General features: G+C 70.0%; 13 protein-coding genes. 7 read left to right on the top strand and 6 right to left on the bottom strand.

Features of this window, described 5'->3' with window-relative positions; genetic code table 11:
* Positions 1 to 660: MFS transporter (locus AC5RUH_RS10105; RefSeq protein WP_494128505.1), on the top strand; the 660-nt coding region annotated here is incomplete at its 5' end.
* Between the two features lie 74 nt (positions 661 to 734).
* On the opposite strand, the gene AC5RUH_RS10110 is transcribed toward AC5RUH_RS10105, so the two are convergent.
* The 3 genes from AC5RUH_RS10110 to AC5RUH_RS10120 form a co-directional block, all read right to left on the bottom strand.
* Positions 735 to 1826, bottom strand: coding sequence for a GTP pyrophosphokinase (locus AC5RUH_RS10110; protein ID WP_494000753.1), 1092 nt, complete (start codon positions 1824 to 1826; stop codon positions 735 to 737).
* A 164-nt stretch (positions 1827 to 1990) separates the two neighbouring features.
* Positions 1991 to 3361 carry an aspartate aminotransferase family protein gene (locus tag AC5RUH_RS10115; protein WP_494000752.1) on the bottom strand — a complete coding sequence of 457 codons (1371 nt, stop codon included), beginning with the start codon at positions 3359 to 3361 and terminating at the stop codon, positions 1991 to 1993.
* Positions 3362 to 3373: 12 nt separating this feature from the next.
* Positions 3374 to 4867, bottom strand: coding sequence for a CoA-acylating methylmalonate-semialdehyde dehydrogenase (locus AC5RUH_RS10120; protein ID WP_494000751.1), 1494 nt, complete (start codon positions 4865 to 4867; stop codon positions 3374 to 3376).
* Between the two features lie 156 nt (positions 4868 to 5023).
* Between AC5RUH_RS10120 and AC5RUH_RS10125 the strand changes: the two genes are divergently transcribed.
* The 3 genes from AC5RUH_RS10125 to AC5RUH_RS10135 all read left to right on the top strand — a co-directional run bounded on the left by AC5RUH_RS10125 (position 5024) and on the right by AC5RUH_RS10135 (position 8747).
* Positions 5024 to 6643: a PucR family transcriptional regulator gene (locus AC5RUH_RS10125; RefSeq protein ID WP_494000750.1), complete on the top strand. Its 1620-nt coding sequence runs from the start codon at positions 5024 to 5026 to the stop codon at positions 6641 to 6643.
* A gap of 75 nt (positions 6644 to 6718) precedes the next feature.
* Positions 6719 to 7843, top strand: coding sequence for a glutathione S-transferase family protein (locus AC5RUH_RS10130; RefSeq protein ID WP_494000749.1), 1125 nt, complete (start codon positions 6719 to 6721; stop codon positions 7841 to 7843).
* A gap of 4 nt (positions 7844 to 7847) precedes the next feature.
* Positions 7848 to 8747 (top strand): gamma-glutamyl-gamma-aminobutyrate hydrolase family protein, encoded by a 900-nt coding sequence (locus tag AC5RUH_RS10135; RefSeq protein WP_494000748.1) that lies wholly within the window; start codon positions 7848 to 7850, stop codon positions 8745 to 8747.
* Positions 8748 to 8759: 12 nt separating this feature from the next.
* Here AC5RUH_RS10135 and AC5RUH_RS10140 read toward each other — a convergent pair whose 3' ends face one another.
* Positions 8760 to 9533: a MerR family transcriptional regulator gene (locus AC5RUH_RS10140; RefSeq protein ID WP_494000747.1), complete on the bottom strand. Its 774-nt coding sequence runs from the start codon at positions 9531 to 9533 to the stop codon at positions 8760 to 8762.
* Between the two features lie 85 nt (positions 9534 to 9618).
* Between AC5RUH_RS10140 and AC5RUH_RS10145 the strand changes: the two genes are divergently transcribed.
* Entirely contained in the window at positions 9619 to 10668 is a 1050-nt protein-coding gene (locus tag AC5RUH_RS10145; RefSeq protein ID WP_494000746.1) for a DMT family transporter, read from the top strand.
* 130 nt (positions 10669 to 10798) lie between these two features.
* Complete coding sequence (locus tag AC5RUH_RS10150; protein WP_494128506.1) at positions 10799 to 11683, top strand: hypothetical protein; 885 nt, start codon at positions 10799 to 10801, stop codon at positions 11681 to 11683.
* Positions 11684 to 11697: 14 nt separating this feature from the next.
* On the opposite strand, the gene AC5RUH_RS10155 is transcribed toward AC5RUH_RS10150, so the two are convergent.
* Positions 11698 to 13731, bottom strand: coding sequence for an acyl-CoA dehydrogenase family protein (locus AC5RUH_RS10155; protein ID WP_494128507.1), 2034 nt, complete (start codon positions 13729 to 13731; stop codon positions 11698 to 11700).
* Positions 13732 to 13894: 163 nt separating this feature from the next.
* Here AC5RUH_RS10155 and AC5RUH_RS10160 point away from each other — a divergent pair, with 163 nt between their 5' ends.
* Entirely contained in the window at positions 13895 to 14932 is a 1038-nt protein-coding gene (locus AC5RUH_RS10160) for an LLM class flavin-dependent oxidoreductase (protein ID WP_494012916.1), read from the top strand.
* A gap of 37 nt (positions 14933 to 14969) precedes the next feature.
* Here AC5RUH_RS10160 and AC5RUH_RS10165 read toward each other — a convergent pair whose 3' ends face one another.
* Entirely contained in the window at positions 14970 to 15713 is a 744-nt protein-coding gene (locus tag AC5RUH_RS10165) for an alpha/beta fold hydrolase (RefSeq protein WP_494012915.1), read from the bottom strand.
* Positions 15714 to 15790: the final 77 nt, after the last annotated feature.

Here is a 15790-nt window from a genome sequence, read left to right on the forward strand (position 1 = left end):
CGCGGCGGCACCGCGGCCGAAGAGCGGGCCCGTGCCGCCGCCGCGGCCCCGGCGCTGGTGCGCGGTTCGGTGTGGAAGTCCGGCCTCGCCTGGCATGTGACGGTGTACATGGGGTTGCAGTCGATGACCTTCTACATTCTCATCACGTGGCTGCCCACTCTGGAACGTTTTCACGGCCGCGGGGACCTGGCCTCCGGCTGGGACCTCATGTTGTTCCAGCTGATCGGCGTGGTATCCAGCCTGCTGACCCCCGTTGCCCTGCGCGGGCCGACCCAGCGCCTGGCCGCCTCGCTGCCGCCCCTGGTGGTGGTGGCAGGCGGCCTGGGCATGATGCTGATGCCGCAGGTCATGCTGTTCTGGGTGCTGGTGGCGGGCTTCGGCTGCGGCAGTTCCCTGGTCACCGCGCTCTCGCTCTTCGGCTTGCGCACCCGCACCCACCGCGAAGCCGGCGCCCTCTCCGGGATGGCCCAGTCGATCGGCTACCTGCTGGCCGCCGCCGGTCCGCCGATTTTCGGCGGGCTCTTCGCCGCCACCGGGGCTTGGGAAACCTCCCTGGCGCTGCTGTGCCTGATTGCCGTGGCGCAGGCGGCCATCGGGCTGCTGGTTGGACGGGACCGCTTCGCCTTCACCCCGGTGAGCCCCACAGCGCCGGCCGCGTGAGCCCCGCAGCGCCGGCCGCCTGAGCCCCGCAGCGCCGGCCGGGTGAACGGGCAAGCGACCTGTCGGGCGGCCGCCTACATGCCCTGGCGGTAGGTCTCCAGCTGCCGGAACCGGCGCTGCAGCGACTCGCGCCGGTGCTCGTCCTCGCCGGCGGTGAGCTCGATGTGGCGGCGGCCGAAGCGCCACAGCAGCAGATCGTCCAGCAGGCGGTCCGGTCCGGGGGAGTAGCGGTGTTCCAGGGCGGCGCGGACATCCGTGATGGTTTCCGGATTCAGCAAGGCCGCCAGCTCGGTCGTGGTCTTCAGGCCGTGCGCCGCCAGCAGCTCCGCCGCCCAGCCCCAGTCGTCGTCGGACTTGCGGTCCACGTGCGGCAGCAGGGTCTGCCAGACCTCGCGGACCCGGCGGGGGGTCAGCGGCGCGGCGCCTTCGCCCTCTTCGTCCCAGTAGCCGGTGACGGTTTCGTAGCGATCGTGGAGTTCGGCGAAGGCCGATTCGACCGCTTCCAGCATGGCGGCCGTGGCCGTGAACTGGCGGTCGAAATAGGGGCTCCAGGCACGCGGGTCAGCGGACTTGAAGCGGATATCGTGCTCCAATTCCGACCAGGCGTGCGAAAGGATCGTACGGATTTGTACTTCGAAGAGGTAGCTGCCGGTGGCGCGGGCAGGTTCACCCAGGGCCTGCTGGTACGCCTTCACCGCGTTGTTCTGCAGCGTGCGCAGGATCAGGTGTCGGCTGGCGTACCCATAGGTGCCTGACTCGATCGAGCCGATATCCTTCTCCCGGTCGGCACGGCAGTCGAAGTCGCTGCGCTGGCGCTTGATCAACGCTGCGGCCTGCCGGATCTGGTGCGGCAGGCTGACGATCACCCGCACGCCCACCAGATCCTGGATTTCGCGCAGCGGATCGGGGAATTCCAGCGCCGGGGCGCCGCCGGGTTCGGCCGGCTGGAGCATCCGCGACGCCTTGTCGCGGAAAGACTCCACGCTCTTGGTCCGGGCCGTGACGAACAGCGGCGTGAGTTCGGCGGTGCGGAAGATGTTGCGGATGTCCGACTGCAGCTGCGAGGTGACCGTTTCCAACGCCGGGCGAACCCGCTCGTAGTGCGCCGTGCTGGCTTCCACCTGCGGGCGCAGTTGCTCATCCAACCGATCCCAATGCATGCCCATGCTCCTGGCTCTCCTGCGGTAGCTTCATGCGGTAAGTGAACAACCTACCAAGACAGCGGCCGCGGAACGTATCCGCAGGATGCCGGGAGCGGACCGCAGGCCGCGGCCCGTCCCGGCAGGCCCGCGGCGAACGCGCATAGCCCCGGCGCGCCCGCCGCGCCCGCTCAGCCCGCCGCGTGCGTGTCCGCCAGCTCCAGCACCTCGTCCAGGACGGCCAGGCCGGTGCGCGCATCCTCCGCACTGATGTTCAGCGGCGGCACCACATGGATCCGGTTGAAGTTGGCGAACGGCAGCAGCCCACGGGACTTGCAGGCCGCGATCAGCTCGTTCATCTCCGGGCTGGAGGAACCGTACGGCGCCAGCGGCTCGCGCGTGGCCCGGTCGCGCACCAGTTCCACCGCCCAGAAGGCCCCGACGCCGCGGACCTCGCCGACCGACGGGTGCTTGGCCGCCAGCTCGGCAAGCCCCGGGCCGAACACCGTGGTGCCCAGGTCCGCTGCATGCTCGACCATCTTCTCGTCCCGCATCGCGTTGATCGTGGCCACCGCCGCGGCGCAGGCCAGCGGGTGCCCGGAATAGGTCAACCCGCCGGGGTACGCGCGGTGGGCGAAGGTCGCGTAGATCTCCTCGGAGATCGCCACGCCGCCCAGCGGCACGTAGCCGGAGTTCACGCCCTTGGCGAAGGTGAGCAGGTCCGGCACCACGCCGGCGTGGTCGATGGCGAACCACTTGCCGGCACGGCCGAACCCGGCCATCACCTCGTCGGCGATGAACACGATCCCGTATTTGGTCGCCAGCTCGCGGACACCCTGGAGGTAGCCGGGCGGGGGCACCATGATCCCCGCCGTTCCCGGAATGGACTCCAAAATGATCGCGGCAAAGCGGTCGGCGCCCTCCAGCTGGATCGTGGTTTCCAGATGTTCCAGCGCGCGCTGGCATTCCTGCGCCTCGTCCGCGGAGTGGAACTGGCTGCGGTACAGGAAGGGTGCGTGGAAGTGGACCGTGCCGGCGTTGCCGTAGTCGTTCGCCACCCGCCGCGGGTCGCCGGTGATGTTGACCGCCAGCGCCGTCCCGCCGTGGTAGGAGCGGTAGGCGGAAAGCACCTTGTAGCGGCCGGTGTGGAGCCGGGCCATCCGGACCGCGTGCTCCACGGCGTCCGCGCCGCCGTTCGTGAAGAAGACCCGGTTCAGGTCCCCGGGGGTCAGCTCGGCGATCAGGCGCGCGGCCTCGGACCGGGCGGCGTTTGCATGCTGGGGTGCCACGGTGCACAGCAGCCCGGCCTGCTCCTGGATGGCCGCGACCACCTTGGGATGCTGGTGGCCGATATTGGTGTTGACCAGCTGCGAGGAGAAGTCCAGCAGCCGGTTGCCCTCGCCGTCCCAGACCCAGGACCCCTCCGCCCGGGTGACAACCATGGGCGTGATCTGTTCCTGGGCGGACCAGGAATGGAACACATGCTGCCGGTCCAGCTGATAGGCGCGGCGGCCGGCTTCCAGTTCCGCCGGGCTCAACGGTGTGCCTGTGGTGGTGGTCATGGCTCTCTCCTCCTAGATGTTCTGCGGGAAGCCGAGGTTGATGCCGCCGTGGCTCGGATCCAGCCAGCGCGAGGTCACAACCTTGCCGCGGGTGAAGAAGTGCACGCCCTCGGAACCATGCGCATGGCTGTCACCGAACAGCGAGTTCTTCCAGCCGCCGAACGAGTAGTACGCCATGGGCACCGGGATCGGCACATTGATCCCCACCATACCCACCTGCACCTCGTTCTCGAAGCGGCGGGCGGCACCGCCGTCGTTGGTGAAAATCGCCGTGCCGTTGCCGTACTGATTCCCGTTGATCAGCGCCAGCCCTTCGTCGTAGCCCGGCACCCGCACCACCGACAGGACCGGTCCGAAGATCTCATCCGTGTAGATGGACATCTCCGGTGTCACCCGGTCGAACAGCGTCGGGGCCAGGAAGAAGCCGTCGCCCTCCGCATCCGGCTCCACGCTGCGCCCGTCCAACACCAGTTCGGCGCCTGCTTCAACGCCTGCCGTGATGTAGCCGGCCACCTTGTCCCGGTGAGCCGCCGTGATCAGGGGGCCCATGTCCGTGCCGCGCAGGCCGTCGCCCACGCGCAGCTTTGCGGTCCGCTCGGCGATCTTGGCCACCAGTTCGTCCGCGACGGATTCCACTGCCACCACCGCGGAGATCGCCATGCAGCGCTCGCCGGCCGCGCCGTAGCCGGCGTTCACCGCGGCATCCGCGGCAAGGTCCAGGTCGGCATCGGGGAGCACGAGCATGTGGTTCTTGGCCCCGCCCAGCGCCTGCACCCGCTTGCCGGAGGCCGTGCCGCGCTCATACACGTAGCGGGCGATCGGCGTCGATCCGACGAAGGAAACGGACTTGATCTCAGGGTGCTCCAGCAGGGCGTCCACGGCTTCCTTGTCGCCGTGCACCACGTTGAAGACGCCGTCGGGCAGCCCGGCTTCCTTCCACAGCTCGGCCATCCAGTTGGCGGCCGTGGGGTCCTTTTCGCTGGGCTTCAAAACCACGGTGTTGCCGCTGGCGATCGCCACCGGGAAGAACCACATGGGTACCATCGCGGGGAAGTTGAAGGGGGAGATGATCGCCGCCGGCCCCACCGGCTGCCGGATCGAGTGCACGTCCACTTTGGTGGAGGCGTTCTCCGTGTAGCCGCCCTTCAGCAGGTGCGGGATGCCGCAGGCGAATTCCACAACCTCCTGCCCGCGCGACACCTCGCCGAGCGCGTCGTCCAGCACCTTGCCGTGTTCGGCGGTGATGATGGCGGCCAGTTCGCCCTTGCGCGCGTTCAGCAGCTCGCGGAAGTTGAACAGGATCTGCATGCGGCGGGCCAGCGACGTGTCGCGCCAGGCCGGGAACGCTGCCGCCGCCGCCTGCACCGCTTGATCGACGACGGCGGTGCTGGCGAGGGCGACGCGGGCGGAGACTTTGCCGGTGGCCGGGTTGCTCACGTCGCCGAGTCGGCTGTCGGGCTGCGGGGCCGTGTAGGTCCCCTGGATCCAGTGCTGGATGGTCTGCATGGTTCTCCTTGTTTCGAGTTGTTGCCCGCACTTGGCCCCCGGCCAGGAAGTGAACGGGGACACGTGCGATGGGTCTTCCCCTATCCTCGGGTGCCCCGTCCGCCCGTGCCACTGACACTCTGTCGGAAGATACGCGTTGGGGCTTACACTGTGTCAATGCAGCTGAGCGTGCGGGACGTACTCGACCTCGAGGTGGTGCGGGCCGGCGAACCCGAGGTCCTCTCGGGCGCCGACGCCTTGGCCTCGCCCGTCCGCTGGGTCCACGTGGCCGAGTTGCGGAGCCTTGCCGGCCTCCTGGAGGGCGGCGAGCTGGTCCTGACCACCGGCCTGGCGTTCGAGGACTCCGCCGCCGAAGCCACCCGCTACCTCGCCGAGCTGGCAGCGGCAGGGGCCGCCGCCGTCATCGTCGAAATCACCGCCCAGAGGCCCCGGGCCGCCGCCGCACTGCGCGAGGCCGGCCGCACCGCCGGCCTGCCGGTCATCCTGGTGACCCGCCGCATCCGATTTGTGGAGGTCACCGAGGTGGTGCACCGCATGCTGGTGGCCGGACAGCTGGCGCAGCTGGAGCGATCGCGCCAGGTGCACGAGGTTTTCACCATGCTCAGCCTGGAGAACGCCCCGCCGGAGGAGATTGTGGCCCGGGCCGCCGAACTGATCAATGCTCCCGTGGTGCTGGAAGACGTGGCCCATCTGGTGCTCGCTTTCGCCCCGGCCGGCATGCCTGCTTCGGAACTGCTCGACGGCTGGGCCGAACGCTCGCGCCTGGTGCACTATCGCGAGGAGACGGCCCGTGCCGGCTCGGCAGGCTGGCTGCAGGCGCCGGTGGGACTGCGCGGCCAGCGCTGGGGCCGCCTCGTGGTGCCGGTGGCAGGCGAACCGTTGGCCGGCGGGCGGGCGGACGGGACTGCCGAAACCGCCGACGCCGACGCCGCCATGGTGCTGGAACGGGCCGGCCAGGCCCTGACCATCAACCGCATGGCGGAACGGGACCAGCGCGAACTTGCCCATCAGGCCCGCTCCGGCCTGCTGCACGAACTCCGCCGGCCCGGCGCACTGGAAGAGCCCGAGGCCCTGGCCCGAGCTGCGGCCCTGGGGCTGGCGTCCGCTCCGGTCTACCTGCCGGTGGTGTTCCAGCTGGCGCGGCCTGCCGCCGAAGAACCGATCGAACTGCAGCGGCGGGAGCGGGCGCTGCTGGACTTGCTGAACAGTGTGGCCGCGGCCGCCCGGGTGTCGGTGCTGGCAGCCAGCCTGCAGGCCGGCTCCATCGGGCTGCTGGTCTCGGTGCCGGCCAGGCAGCTGGAAGACCCCGTGCTGGAACGGCTGTGCGGCCAGTTGGCCGAGCAGACCAGCCCCGACTGGACCGTGGGGGTTGGCCGCGGCCGGCAGGAGCTGCTGGCCGCTGCCGCGGGGATGGACGAAGCGGCACATGTGGCCGAGGCCGCGGCCGGGCTCGGCACCGGCAAACGGTTCTACCGGTCTTCGGACGTCCGGTTGCGCGGCGTGCTCTCCCTGCTGCGCGACGATCCGCGCGTGGCCGCCTTCGCCGACGCCGAACTCGCCGCCGTCGCCCACGACCGCGACGCCCTGGACCTGCTGCAGCGGTACCTGGAGGCCGGTGGCAACAAGGCCCGGCTCGCGCGCGACGGTTACCTCAGCCGCCCCACGCTTTATGCGAGGCTGGCGCGCCTGCAGGAGCAGCTCGGCGTCCCGCTCGAGGACGCCGAGTCGCGGACGTCGCTGCACGTGGCCCTGCTGCTGCACAGGATGCGCGGATGACCGACCGGCCCGGCGCAGGCTAGGCCGGCAGCGAACCCTTGCCAGCGGTGGCCGACCGGCCGATATGGTGGAGGCATGAGCCAGAGCAGCGACACGGCGGAGTTCAGCACCAAGGGCGCCTACGTCCACAGCGGCGAAGAGTTCGACCGGGACACGAACTACATCGAGGACCGGATCGTGGCCGATCCCGATGCCGTGCGTGCCTCGGACGGGCCGACCGGCGGCACCATCGGCAACCCGAACGGCGGCCTCGGCGACGGCGCCAAAGCCTGGCCGGTTGAGGCCGGCCGCTACCGCCTGGTCGCCGCCCGCGCCTGCCCCTGGGCCAATCGCGCCATCATCGTCCGGCGCCTGCTCGGGCTCGAGGACGCCATTTCACTCGGCCTGCCCGGCCCCACCCACGACGCCCGTTCCTGGACCTTTGACCTGGATCCCGGCGGCCGGGACCCGGTTTTGGGCACCGAGCGCCTGCAGGAGAACTACTTCAAGCGCTTCCCGGACTACCCCCGCGGCATCACCGTGCCGGCCATCGTGGACGAGGCGAGCGGCGCCGTCGTCACCAATGATTACCCGCAGATGACCCTGGACTTCTCCACCGAGTGGAAGGAGCACCACCGCGAGGGCGCGCCGGACCTGCTGCCGGCCGACAAACTCGAGGAGATGCAGCCGGTCATCAAGCGCATCTACACCGAGGTCAACAATGGCGTCTACCGCTGCGGTTTCGCCGGGTCGCAGGAAGCCTACAACGCCGCCTACGACCGGCTCTGGGCGGCCATGGACTGGCTCGAGGAGCGCCTCACCAGCCGGCGCTACCTGATGGGCGACACGATTACCGAAGCCGACGTCCGCCTCTTCACCACGCTGGCCCGCTTCGACGCGGTCTACCACGGCCACTTCAAGTGCAACCGGAACAAGCTGACCGAGATGCCCGCGCTGTGGGGCTACGCCCGTGACCTCTTCCAGACCCCGGGCTTCGGCGACACCACCGACTTCGTGCAGATCAAGCAGCACTATTACATCGTGCACGAGGACATCAATCCCACCCGGATCGTCCCGCAGGGCCCCGAGCTCTCCGGCTGGCTGACCGATCACGGCCGCGAGGCCCTCGGCGGCAGCCCCTTCGGGGACGGCACCGCACCGGGTCCGGTGCGCGAATCCGAACGTGTCACCGCCGGCCACAACCCGCTCTACCCCGCTTAGCAGCATGTCCCGCGGGGTGCATGACGACGGCGGTGCCCGCCTGGGCGCGGGGACCGTCGAGGACCGCCCCGCGGGCGGCGTCCGCCTCGACGCGGGCGCCCTCGATGACGGCCCCGCGGGCGTAGCCCGCGCCGAGCCGCGCGACGCCGGCCGTTCCGGCCACCGCACCGCCCGGCCCCGCATTGCCGTCAGCTACGCCCGGGACGCCGCGTCGCATCCCGTCTGGTTCTCTGACGTCCTGGCCTCTCTGGCCCGGCACGCGGCCGCAGGCCTGGAAGCCGCCGGCGCGAATCCCGTCGTCGTGAATTCCGCGTCGGGCCACGTCTTCAGCGCGCTCGACTATGACGGCGTGGTCATCCTGGGCGGCGGGGACGTGGACCCGGCCCGCTACGGCGGCGACACCGACGAAAAAACCGTCCACGGCGTGGACACGGCCGCCGACGAGACCGAGATCGACCTGGTCAAGGGGGCTATTGCCAACGGCCGGCCGGTCCTCGGCATCTGCCGCGGACTCCAGCTGATCAACGTCGCCTTCGCCGGCACCCTCTTTGAGGATCTGGGCCCGGAGTCGTTCCACAAGATACATCGGCCGCAGCCGCCCATGGCCAGCCATCCGGTGCGGATTGCCCCCGACAGCCTGCTGGCGGCGGCGCTCGGCACCGGCGAAGTCGCGGTCCAGTCCGGCCATCACCAAGCGGTGCGCCGGTTGGGTGACCGGCTCCGCGTCGTGGCCACTGCGGCCGACGGCGTGGTGGAAGCCGTGGAACTCGCCCGCCCCGATGAAGGCTGGCTGCTGGCGGTCCAGTGGCACCCCGAAGAACCCGGGTCGCCCGAAGGGCAGTTACAGGCGCTGCTCAAGCCCTTCGTCGAGGCGTGCCGGAAGACGACCGCCGGCCTGGGCTGACAGGGGCCGGCACTAAGCCAAATGCCTCTCGGCGTAGGCCTTCATGGCATCCCGCACGAAAGACGCGCCGGCCTCGCCGCCGTAGTTGGCGCCGAACCGCGGGTCGGCCACGTACATCTCGCCCAGACCGGTGAAGTAACCGTAGGACACCTGCTGGCCGCCGTTGGCACTGGAAAGCCAGTCGAACTGGCGCTGCGCCAGGGCCTGAGCCTCCGCGCTGTGGGCGGCTACCCCGGCCTGGCTGGCCGCGACCCAGTCGGCCATCAGCTGGCGGGACCGTTCCGTCCAAGCCTTCCGCTCCGCGTCGGACATCCCGCGCCACCACTTGTCGCCCTTGGCATACGCATCCTTGCCCCAGCGCTCTTCGACCTCCTGCTTGTACTGCGTGTGGTCGAATCCGTCGAACATTTCACTGGCCACGAGATCCTCACCCCTTTCTGTCTTGTCGATGGTGGTCTTGACGGAGGCGATCTGCCGTTCCAGGCGATCGCGCTCCTGCAGGAGCAGTTCCAGGTGAACGCGCAGGGCGGCCGACGCGTCCCGGGTGCCCTCGAACACCTTGCCGATCTCCGGCAGCCCCAACCCGAGCTCCCGCAGCAGCAAAATGCGCTGCAACCGAAGGAGGGCTCCGTCGTCGTAATAGCGGTAGCCGTTGTGGCCGATACGGCTCGGCTCAAGCAGGCCAATGTCCTGGTAATGCCGGAGGGTTCTGCTGGTTGTTCCCGCCGCCTTGGCGACCTCCTGGATCGAGTATTCGCCCCGTCCAACCTGCGGTGCTGTTCCCATGGCAACCACTATGGAGCTTGACGCAGCGGCAAGGTCAAGTGGTCCGGTGCGGCGGTTCCCTGGCCGTCCGGGATAGCATCGGCAGGTGCACACCGACCGGCCCGCAGATTCTCCCCGAGGCCCCGGCGGCGGTGCCTCCCCGCCCGGCGGGCAGAACGTGGCGCACCGCCAAGGCATTCGGATATCAGCGCCGCTGGCGTTGTTCCTGGCGTCGTTGGCAGGGGTCGGACTGGCCATGCAGAGCCGCCTCAACAGCCAGTTGGGCATCGAGCTGGGGGACCAGGTGGGAGCGGCCCTGGTCAGTTTCGGTACCGGGTTGGCGGCCGTTCTGCTCTTCACACTCGTGCACCCGTCGGTGCGGGGCAAGCTGCGCGCCGTTCCCCGGCTCCTGCGGCAGCGGGCCTATCCGCGCTGGTACCTGGGGGCCGGGTTGGTCGGCGCCTTCTACGTGTTCGCCCAGGCGGCCACCGTCGGGCCGATCGGGTTGTCGCTGTTCACCATCGCCATTGTGTCCGGCCAAATGGCTTCCGGCCTCCTGATGGACCGGTGGGGGATCGGGGCCGGACGGAAAATCGCGGTCAGCGGCGCCAGGTTCGCCGGCGCGGCGCTGGCTTTCCTGGCCTCGCTCATTGCCGCCAGCGCCCACCTCGGAACGTCAAGGACCGCGGGGCTGCTCGTACTGTTCATGCTGATCCCGCTGGTGGCCGGGTTGATGCAGAGCGTGCAGCAAGGCGTTCTCGGCCAGGTCGGCGCGGCACACGGCAGCCCGGTGATTTCCACGCTGCTGAACTTCGGGGTGGGGACGGTCGCCCTGCTGGCGGTCTGGGCCGCCCAGGCGCTGATGACCGGGCGAACCGACCTGATCACCGGCGACTGGTGGCTGTACCTGGGCGGGCCGCTCGGAACCTTGATCCTGGCCGCCGGCACCGTCGCGGTGGCCAGCACCGGCGTGCTGCTGACCACACTGACGGTGATCGGCGGGCAACTGGTGGGTGCGCTGGTGTTGGATCTCTTCTGGCCCTCCGCGGGGAGCGCGGTCGGGCCGCAGACGCTGGTGGGCATCGGGCTGACGGGCGCCGGGCTGCTGATTGCTGCCCGTTCCGGCCGCGCACGCCGTTCCGGCCGCGTTCGCTAGGTAGGTCGGGCGCCGCGGGCGGACCGGCAGCGCACGTCAGGAAGGCCGGTGCCGCGGGCGGCCTGGCGACGCAAGACAGGAAGGCCGGTGCCGCGGGCGGCCCGGCGGTGGGCGGCGCTACCATGGCCCAATGGACGACGGCGGTGCCTCCTGCGGCCCGGTGCGCTCGGTCTTCGGAGCGGATCCGGAGAGCCGAGCGGCCCTGGCCGTCCTGCAGATGCTGCGCGACCTTGAGCCATGGCTGCTGCGGGACGGGGCCGCCGTCGAGCAGGGGTCCGCGCTGGCGCTGCTGGACGATCAATTCGCCGCGGTCCACAGCGTGAGCAGCCTGCTGAACCAGTCCTTGGCCGCGGCGACGGACAATGTGCTGGCGCTGCGCCGGCTGCTGTTCGAGGAACCGGGGGAGCACGGAACAACGTCGTACCGGGTGCACACGCACTCGCCGTACTCGCTGGTGCGGACGGTCATCGAATGCACCTCCACGGTGCTGTGGGCACTCCAGCCGGAAGAAGGCACGGAGCGGGCGCGGCGTGGCCTGGTTCTCATTGCCCGCGACGTCTTCAACGCCGCGTCGTTCTGGGATGCGTATCTGGGTGACCTGCGGCCGGAGCGGCATGCCCGGGCCATGGATTACTTCGACGGGCTCCGCGGCGCGGTCAACGAGGCCGCCGAGTCGCTGCAGCTGCCGCCGATTTTCGCCGCCAAGGCCGACGGTTCTTGGGGCTACGCCACCAAGAACCGTACGCAGACTTCGATCCTGAAGGACCTGCGGGAGGGGGACCTGCCGCCGTCGTTGATGTATGTCTGGCAGTTCTGCAGCGGGCATTCGCACGGGCTTCAGTGGGCATCCGCACAGGGGGTCCGGTACCCGGATCCGTTCAGCGACTCCGGGATCGAGGAGTTCCGCCCAGGGAGCATGCAGCAGCTGCGGCGGATGTGCGAGGTGTCGCTGGGCCTGGTGCCGCGGGCCTGGGACGTTTTCGACAGGGAGCGCCGGGTGTGGCCCTTGCTCTGACCCCAGACGGGGAATCAGCGGTAGGAGCGGTGCAGGTTTTCCTTGGCGGAGGCGCCGCCCGGGCGCCCGGAAATCCACGGTCCGGTGCCCTCGGACGGGTCCAGCACGCCGGTTTCCAGCCAGGTGTAGTCGCCCGCGAGCACGTGCGAGGCCAGCCGGCCGTCGCTGGAATCGGAATTGCGCCAGAGGTCATCGAAGAGGTGGCCGATCCGTTGCCGGGCCTGCAGGCAGAAGGCGTCGGCCAGCTGGTAGGCCGACCTGCCCTGGGCGGCGTCCCGGCTGCGCAGCATTTCGGCGTGGCTGCAGCAGGCGGCCATGGCAAAGAGTTCGGCGCCGATATCCACGATCCTGCCCAAAAAGGCCTGCCGCTTTTCCAACCCGGCCTGCCACCGGCCCATCCCGAGGAACGTCTGCCGGGCCAGCCGGCGGGAGGACCGTTCGATGAACCGCAGGTGCCGGGCCAGCAGGCCGAACTCGCTGTACGACCGCGGGTTCATGCCGCGGCCGGCGAGCAGCCGGGGAAGCCAGCTGGCGTAGAAGCCGCTGGCGCCCAGGGCCGCCTTCGCCTTGGCCCGGGCGTCTGCGTCGGGCGAGGCCAGGTCGCCGGCCGCGGCCAGGTGGGCGTCGACGGCCTCGCGGGCAATCAGCAGGTGCATGATTTCGGTAGAGCCTTCGAAGATCCGGTTGATCCGCATGTCGCGGAACGCTTGTTCCGCCGGAACGGCGCGCTCGCCGCGGGCAGCCAGAGACGCGGCGGTCTCGTAACCCCGGCCACCGCGGATCTGGACCAGTTCGTCGGCAATCCTGAAGGCGGATTCGCTGGACCACAGCTTGGCCAGCGCCGCTTCAATCCGGATGTCCTTCATGCCGGCATCCGCGAGCCCGGCAGACAGCTCAAAAACCGCGTCGAGAGCGAAGGAGCCCGCGGCGATGAAGGCGATCTTCTTGCCGACCGCTTCGTGCTTGCCCACGGGTTTGCCCCACTGGACCCGCGCATTGGACCATTCGCGGGCGATCTTCAGGGACCACTTGCCGTTCGCGGCGCAGAGCGCGGGAATGGACAGGCGCCCGGTATTCAGCGTGGTCAGGGCGATCTTCAGGCCCTGGCCTTCACGGCCCAGGCGGTTGGCTGCGGGGACGCGGACGTTGTCGAACCGGGTCACGCCGTTTTCGATGCCCCTCAGGCCCATGAAGGCGTTGCGGTTTTCCACCGTGATCCCGGGGGAATCCGCTTCCACCACGAAAGCGGAGATGCCGCCGCGCTGGCCGTCATGCTCCGGCACCTTGGCCATCACCACTACCAGTTCCGCGATCACGCCGTTCGTGGTCCACAGCTTGCTGCCGTTGAGCAGGTACGCGTCGCCGTCCTCGGTGAGGGTCGCGGTGGTGCCCAGGCGGGCGGGGTCGGAGCCGACGTCGGGCTCGGTCAGCAGGAACGCCGTCACGGCGCCGGCCGCGCAGCGGGGCAGGTATTCGCGCTTTTGCGCCTCGGTGCCGAAGACTTTTACCGGCTCGGGCACGCCAATGGACTGGTGGGCCGAGAGCAGCGCGCCGAGCGAGGGGTGCACGGAACCCAGCAGCATCAGGGCGCGGCCGTAGTACAGCAACGACAGTCCGAGGCCGCCGTATTCGACCGGGATCTTGATGCCGAACGCTCCGATCCCGGCCAGACCGGCCAGGTACTCGTCGGGGATTCTCGCCTCACGCTCGATCCGCGCCCCGTCCATGGTCCGGGCGAACTCCGCCAGCGTCGCCAAAAACGCTTCGCCGGCCTCGCGCTCGGACGGAGCCGGCAGCGGATGTGGATGGATCAGGTCCAGGTCGAAGCGGCCCATGTACAGGCCCTTGGCGAAACTCGGCCGGTTCCATTCGGTTTCGCGGGCTGCCTCGGCGAGTTCCCTCGCCTCGCGCTCGCCGGTCTCGGCCGGTCCGGCTGTCCCTGCTTCGGCCGGCAATGGTCCTGCGTCGGGCGCCGTGCCGGCGTTCCCGGCCTTCGTTCCGGCAGCGGCTGTGCGGGCGGCAGTTGTCTGGTCGGTCTCGGCGCTCATGGCAGTCCCCTTCGACGCGGGCCTGCGGGCGCCAGGCCCTGTGCTGTCCCCTCATGTTACTGCCCGGTAGCGCTTTTGCCGAGGGAGGATTTTGAGAACGGGAATAACTGCGAATAGCTGAAGCTTCAACTAATTAGTTATTGCACGCAACCCCGGGAGCACCATGGACTTCGGCATTTTTACCTTCGGCGAATTAACGCGCGGCCCGGGCGGGGAGTCGCTGTCGCCCCGCCAGCGCCTGGAGGAACTGGTCCAGCTGGCCAAGATTGCCGACCAGGCGGGCATCTCGTTCCTCGGGCTGGGCGAGCACCACCGCAAGGACTTCGCCATTTCGGCGCCGGAAATCGTCCTGGCTGCCATCGCCCGCGAGACCACCAACCTGCGTCTGGCCACGGCGGTGACCGTGCTGTCCACCCAGGACCCGGTGCGCCTCTTCGAGCAGTTCGCCACGCTGGATCTGCTCTCCGGCGGACGCGCCGAGGTCATTGCCGGCCGCGGCGCCTTCACCGAGTCCTACCCGCTGTTCGGGTACGACACGGCCGACTATGACGGACTGTTCGAAGAGAAGCTTCAGTTGCTGCTGGCCGCCCGCGGACAGGAGAACCTGACCTGGAACGGCACCTACCATCACAGCATCCGGGGCATGGACGTGTCGCCGCGGCCGCTGCAAGAGAGGCTTCCGGTCTGGGTCGGCGTGGGCGGCACGCCTTCTTCCTTCGAGCGGGCCGGACGCCTGGGGCTGCCGCTGTACCTGGCACTGCTCTCCGGTCCGCAGCACTTCGTCCGGCACATTGAGTACTACCGTGAGTCCGCCGCGGCGCACGGGCACGACCCGGCCACGCTGCCGGTGGGAACGGGCGGCCACTTCTTCGTGGCTCCGACCTCGCAGCAGGCGCGCGACACGTTCTACCCGTACTACCGCGCATACTTCGAGCAGAACATGCCGCGGCCGGCCGGACACTTCCCGCGCGAGACCTTCGAAGCGTGGGCCGGCCCGGGCGGCGGCCTGCTCGCCGGGAGCCCGCAGGAAGTGATCGACAAGATCATGGAGCAGTACCAACTGTTCGGTCATGACCGCTACATGGCCCAGGTGGGCCTTGGCGGGCTGCCGTTCGCGGACACCGCCCGGTCCATCGAACTCCTGGCCACCGAGATCATGCCGGTCATCCAGCGGGAGACGCATCCGGCCAAGCAGCCCTAGCGCCCTCGATGAAGGGCCGGGCCCCGCGCGGCCGGGGTCAGGCGCCGCGCTCGGCGGACTCCGCGTGCCGCAGGACCGCGTCGGCGCAGGCGCCGGGCTGCTCCCAGTGCACCATGTGCCCGGCGTCCTGCACGGCCACGTGGTGCCAGTGCGGGTGCCGGGCCAGGAAGTCCGCGACCGCGGCAGGCGGCCGGGTGGGATCGCGGGTGCCGGTCACCACGAGGGCGGGAGCGGCCACCAGTGCCGCGACCTCGGGTGCGGCCCCGGCCAGCCCCGCGGGCAGGCTGCGGCGCACGACGTCGGGGTGCCGCCTGAAGGGGGCCCGGAATGTTACGCGGTCCGCGCCCTGCGGCTCGTTGCCGCCGCTAAACCACGCGCGAATCAGCTCCTCGCCGGCGGCCAGGTACGCTGCCGGATCGGAAGATTCCCCGCCGAACAGGCGGCTGAGCTTGTCGACGGTTGCCGCCGACGGCGGCACCGGCACCATCCCCACCACGGTGAGCGACGCCGTCGTCCGCGGAAAGCGTGCCGCGATGGTGGCGGCGATGTTGCCGCCGAGGGAGTGCCCGACCCAGTGCACCGGCCCGCCGCCGAAGCGGTCGACCAGGGCCGCGGCGACGTTCTCCACGGTCCAGTCGAAGCCGGCGGGCGGGCCGCTGCCGTAGCCGGGAAGATCCGGGGCCGCGACGTCGCGGCCGCCGGCGGAGAGCCGGGCGGCCAACGGTTTCCAATAGCCGGCGGAGCAGGCCCAGCCGTGCAGCAGGACGATCGGATGCGTCATGGCTCGATTATGCCCGGCAGTCCGCCGTGAACCGGGCGGCCCCGGGCGGCGGGTGTGCGGGCGGGTGCCGCGCTGTC

It is taken from the genome of Arthrobacter sp. Y3223166 (assembly GCF_059090935.1).

Bases quoted from the DNA above. Each gene is read 5' to 3' on its own strand.
- AC5RUH_RS10110 (WP_494000753.1), bottom strand. From the start codon at position 1,826: ATGGGCATGCATTGGGATCGGTTGGATGAGCAACTGCGCCCGCAGGTG.
- AC5RUH_RS10115 (WP_494000752.1), bottom strand. From the start codon at position 3,361: ATGACCACCACCACAGGCACACCGTTGAGCCCGGCGGAACTGGAAGCC.
- AC5RUH_RS10120 (WP_494000751.1), bottom strand. From the start codon at position 4,867: ATGCAGACCATCCAGCACTGGATCCAGGGGACCTACACGGCCCCGCAG.
- AC5RUH_RS10125 (WP_494000750.1), top strand. From the start codon at position 5,024: ATGCAGCTGAGCGTGCGGGACGTACTCGACCTCGAGGTGGTGCGGGCC.
- AC5RUH_RS10130 (WP_494000749.1), top strand. From the start codon at position 6,719: ATGAGCCAGAGCAGCGACACGGCGGAGTTCAGCACCAAGGGCGCCTAC.
- AC5RUH_RS10135 (WP_494000748.1), top strand. From the start codon at position 7,848: ATGTCCCGCGGGGTGCATGACGACGGCGGTGCCCGCCTGGGCGCGGGG.
- AC5RUH_RS10140 (WP_494000747.1), bottom strand. From the start codon at position 9,533: ATGGGAACAGCACCGCAGGTTGGACGGGGCGAATACTCGATCCAGGAG.
- AC5RUH_RS10150 (WP_494128506.1), top strand. From the start codon at position 10,799: ATGGACGACGGCGGTGCCTCCTGCGGCCCGGTGCGCTCGGTCTTCGGA.
- AC5RUH_RS10155 (WP_494128507.1), bottom strand. From the start codon at position 13,731: ATGAGCGCCGAGACCGACCAGACAACTGCCGCCCGCACAGCCGCTGCC.
- AC5RUH_RS10160 (WP_494012916.1), top strand. From the start codon at position 13,895: ATGGACTTCGGCATTTTTACCTTCGGCGAATTAACGCGCGGCCCGGGC.
- AC5RUH_RS10165 (WP_494012915.1), bottom strand. From the start codon at position 15,713: ATGACGCATCCGATCGTCCTGCTGCACGGCTGGGCCTGCTCCGCCGGC.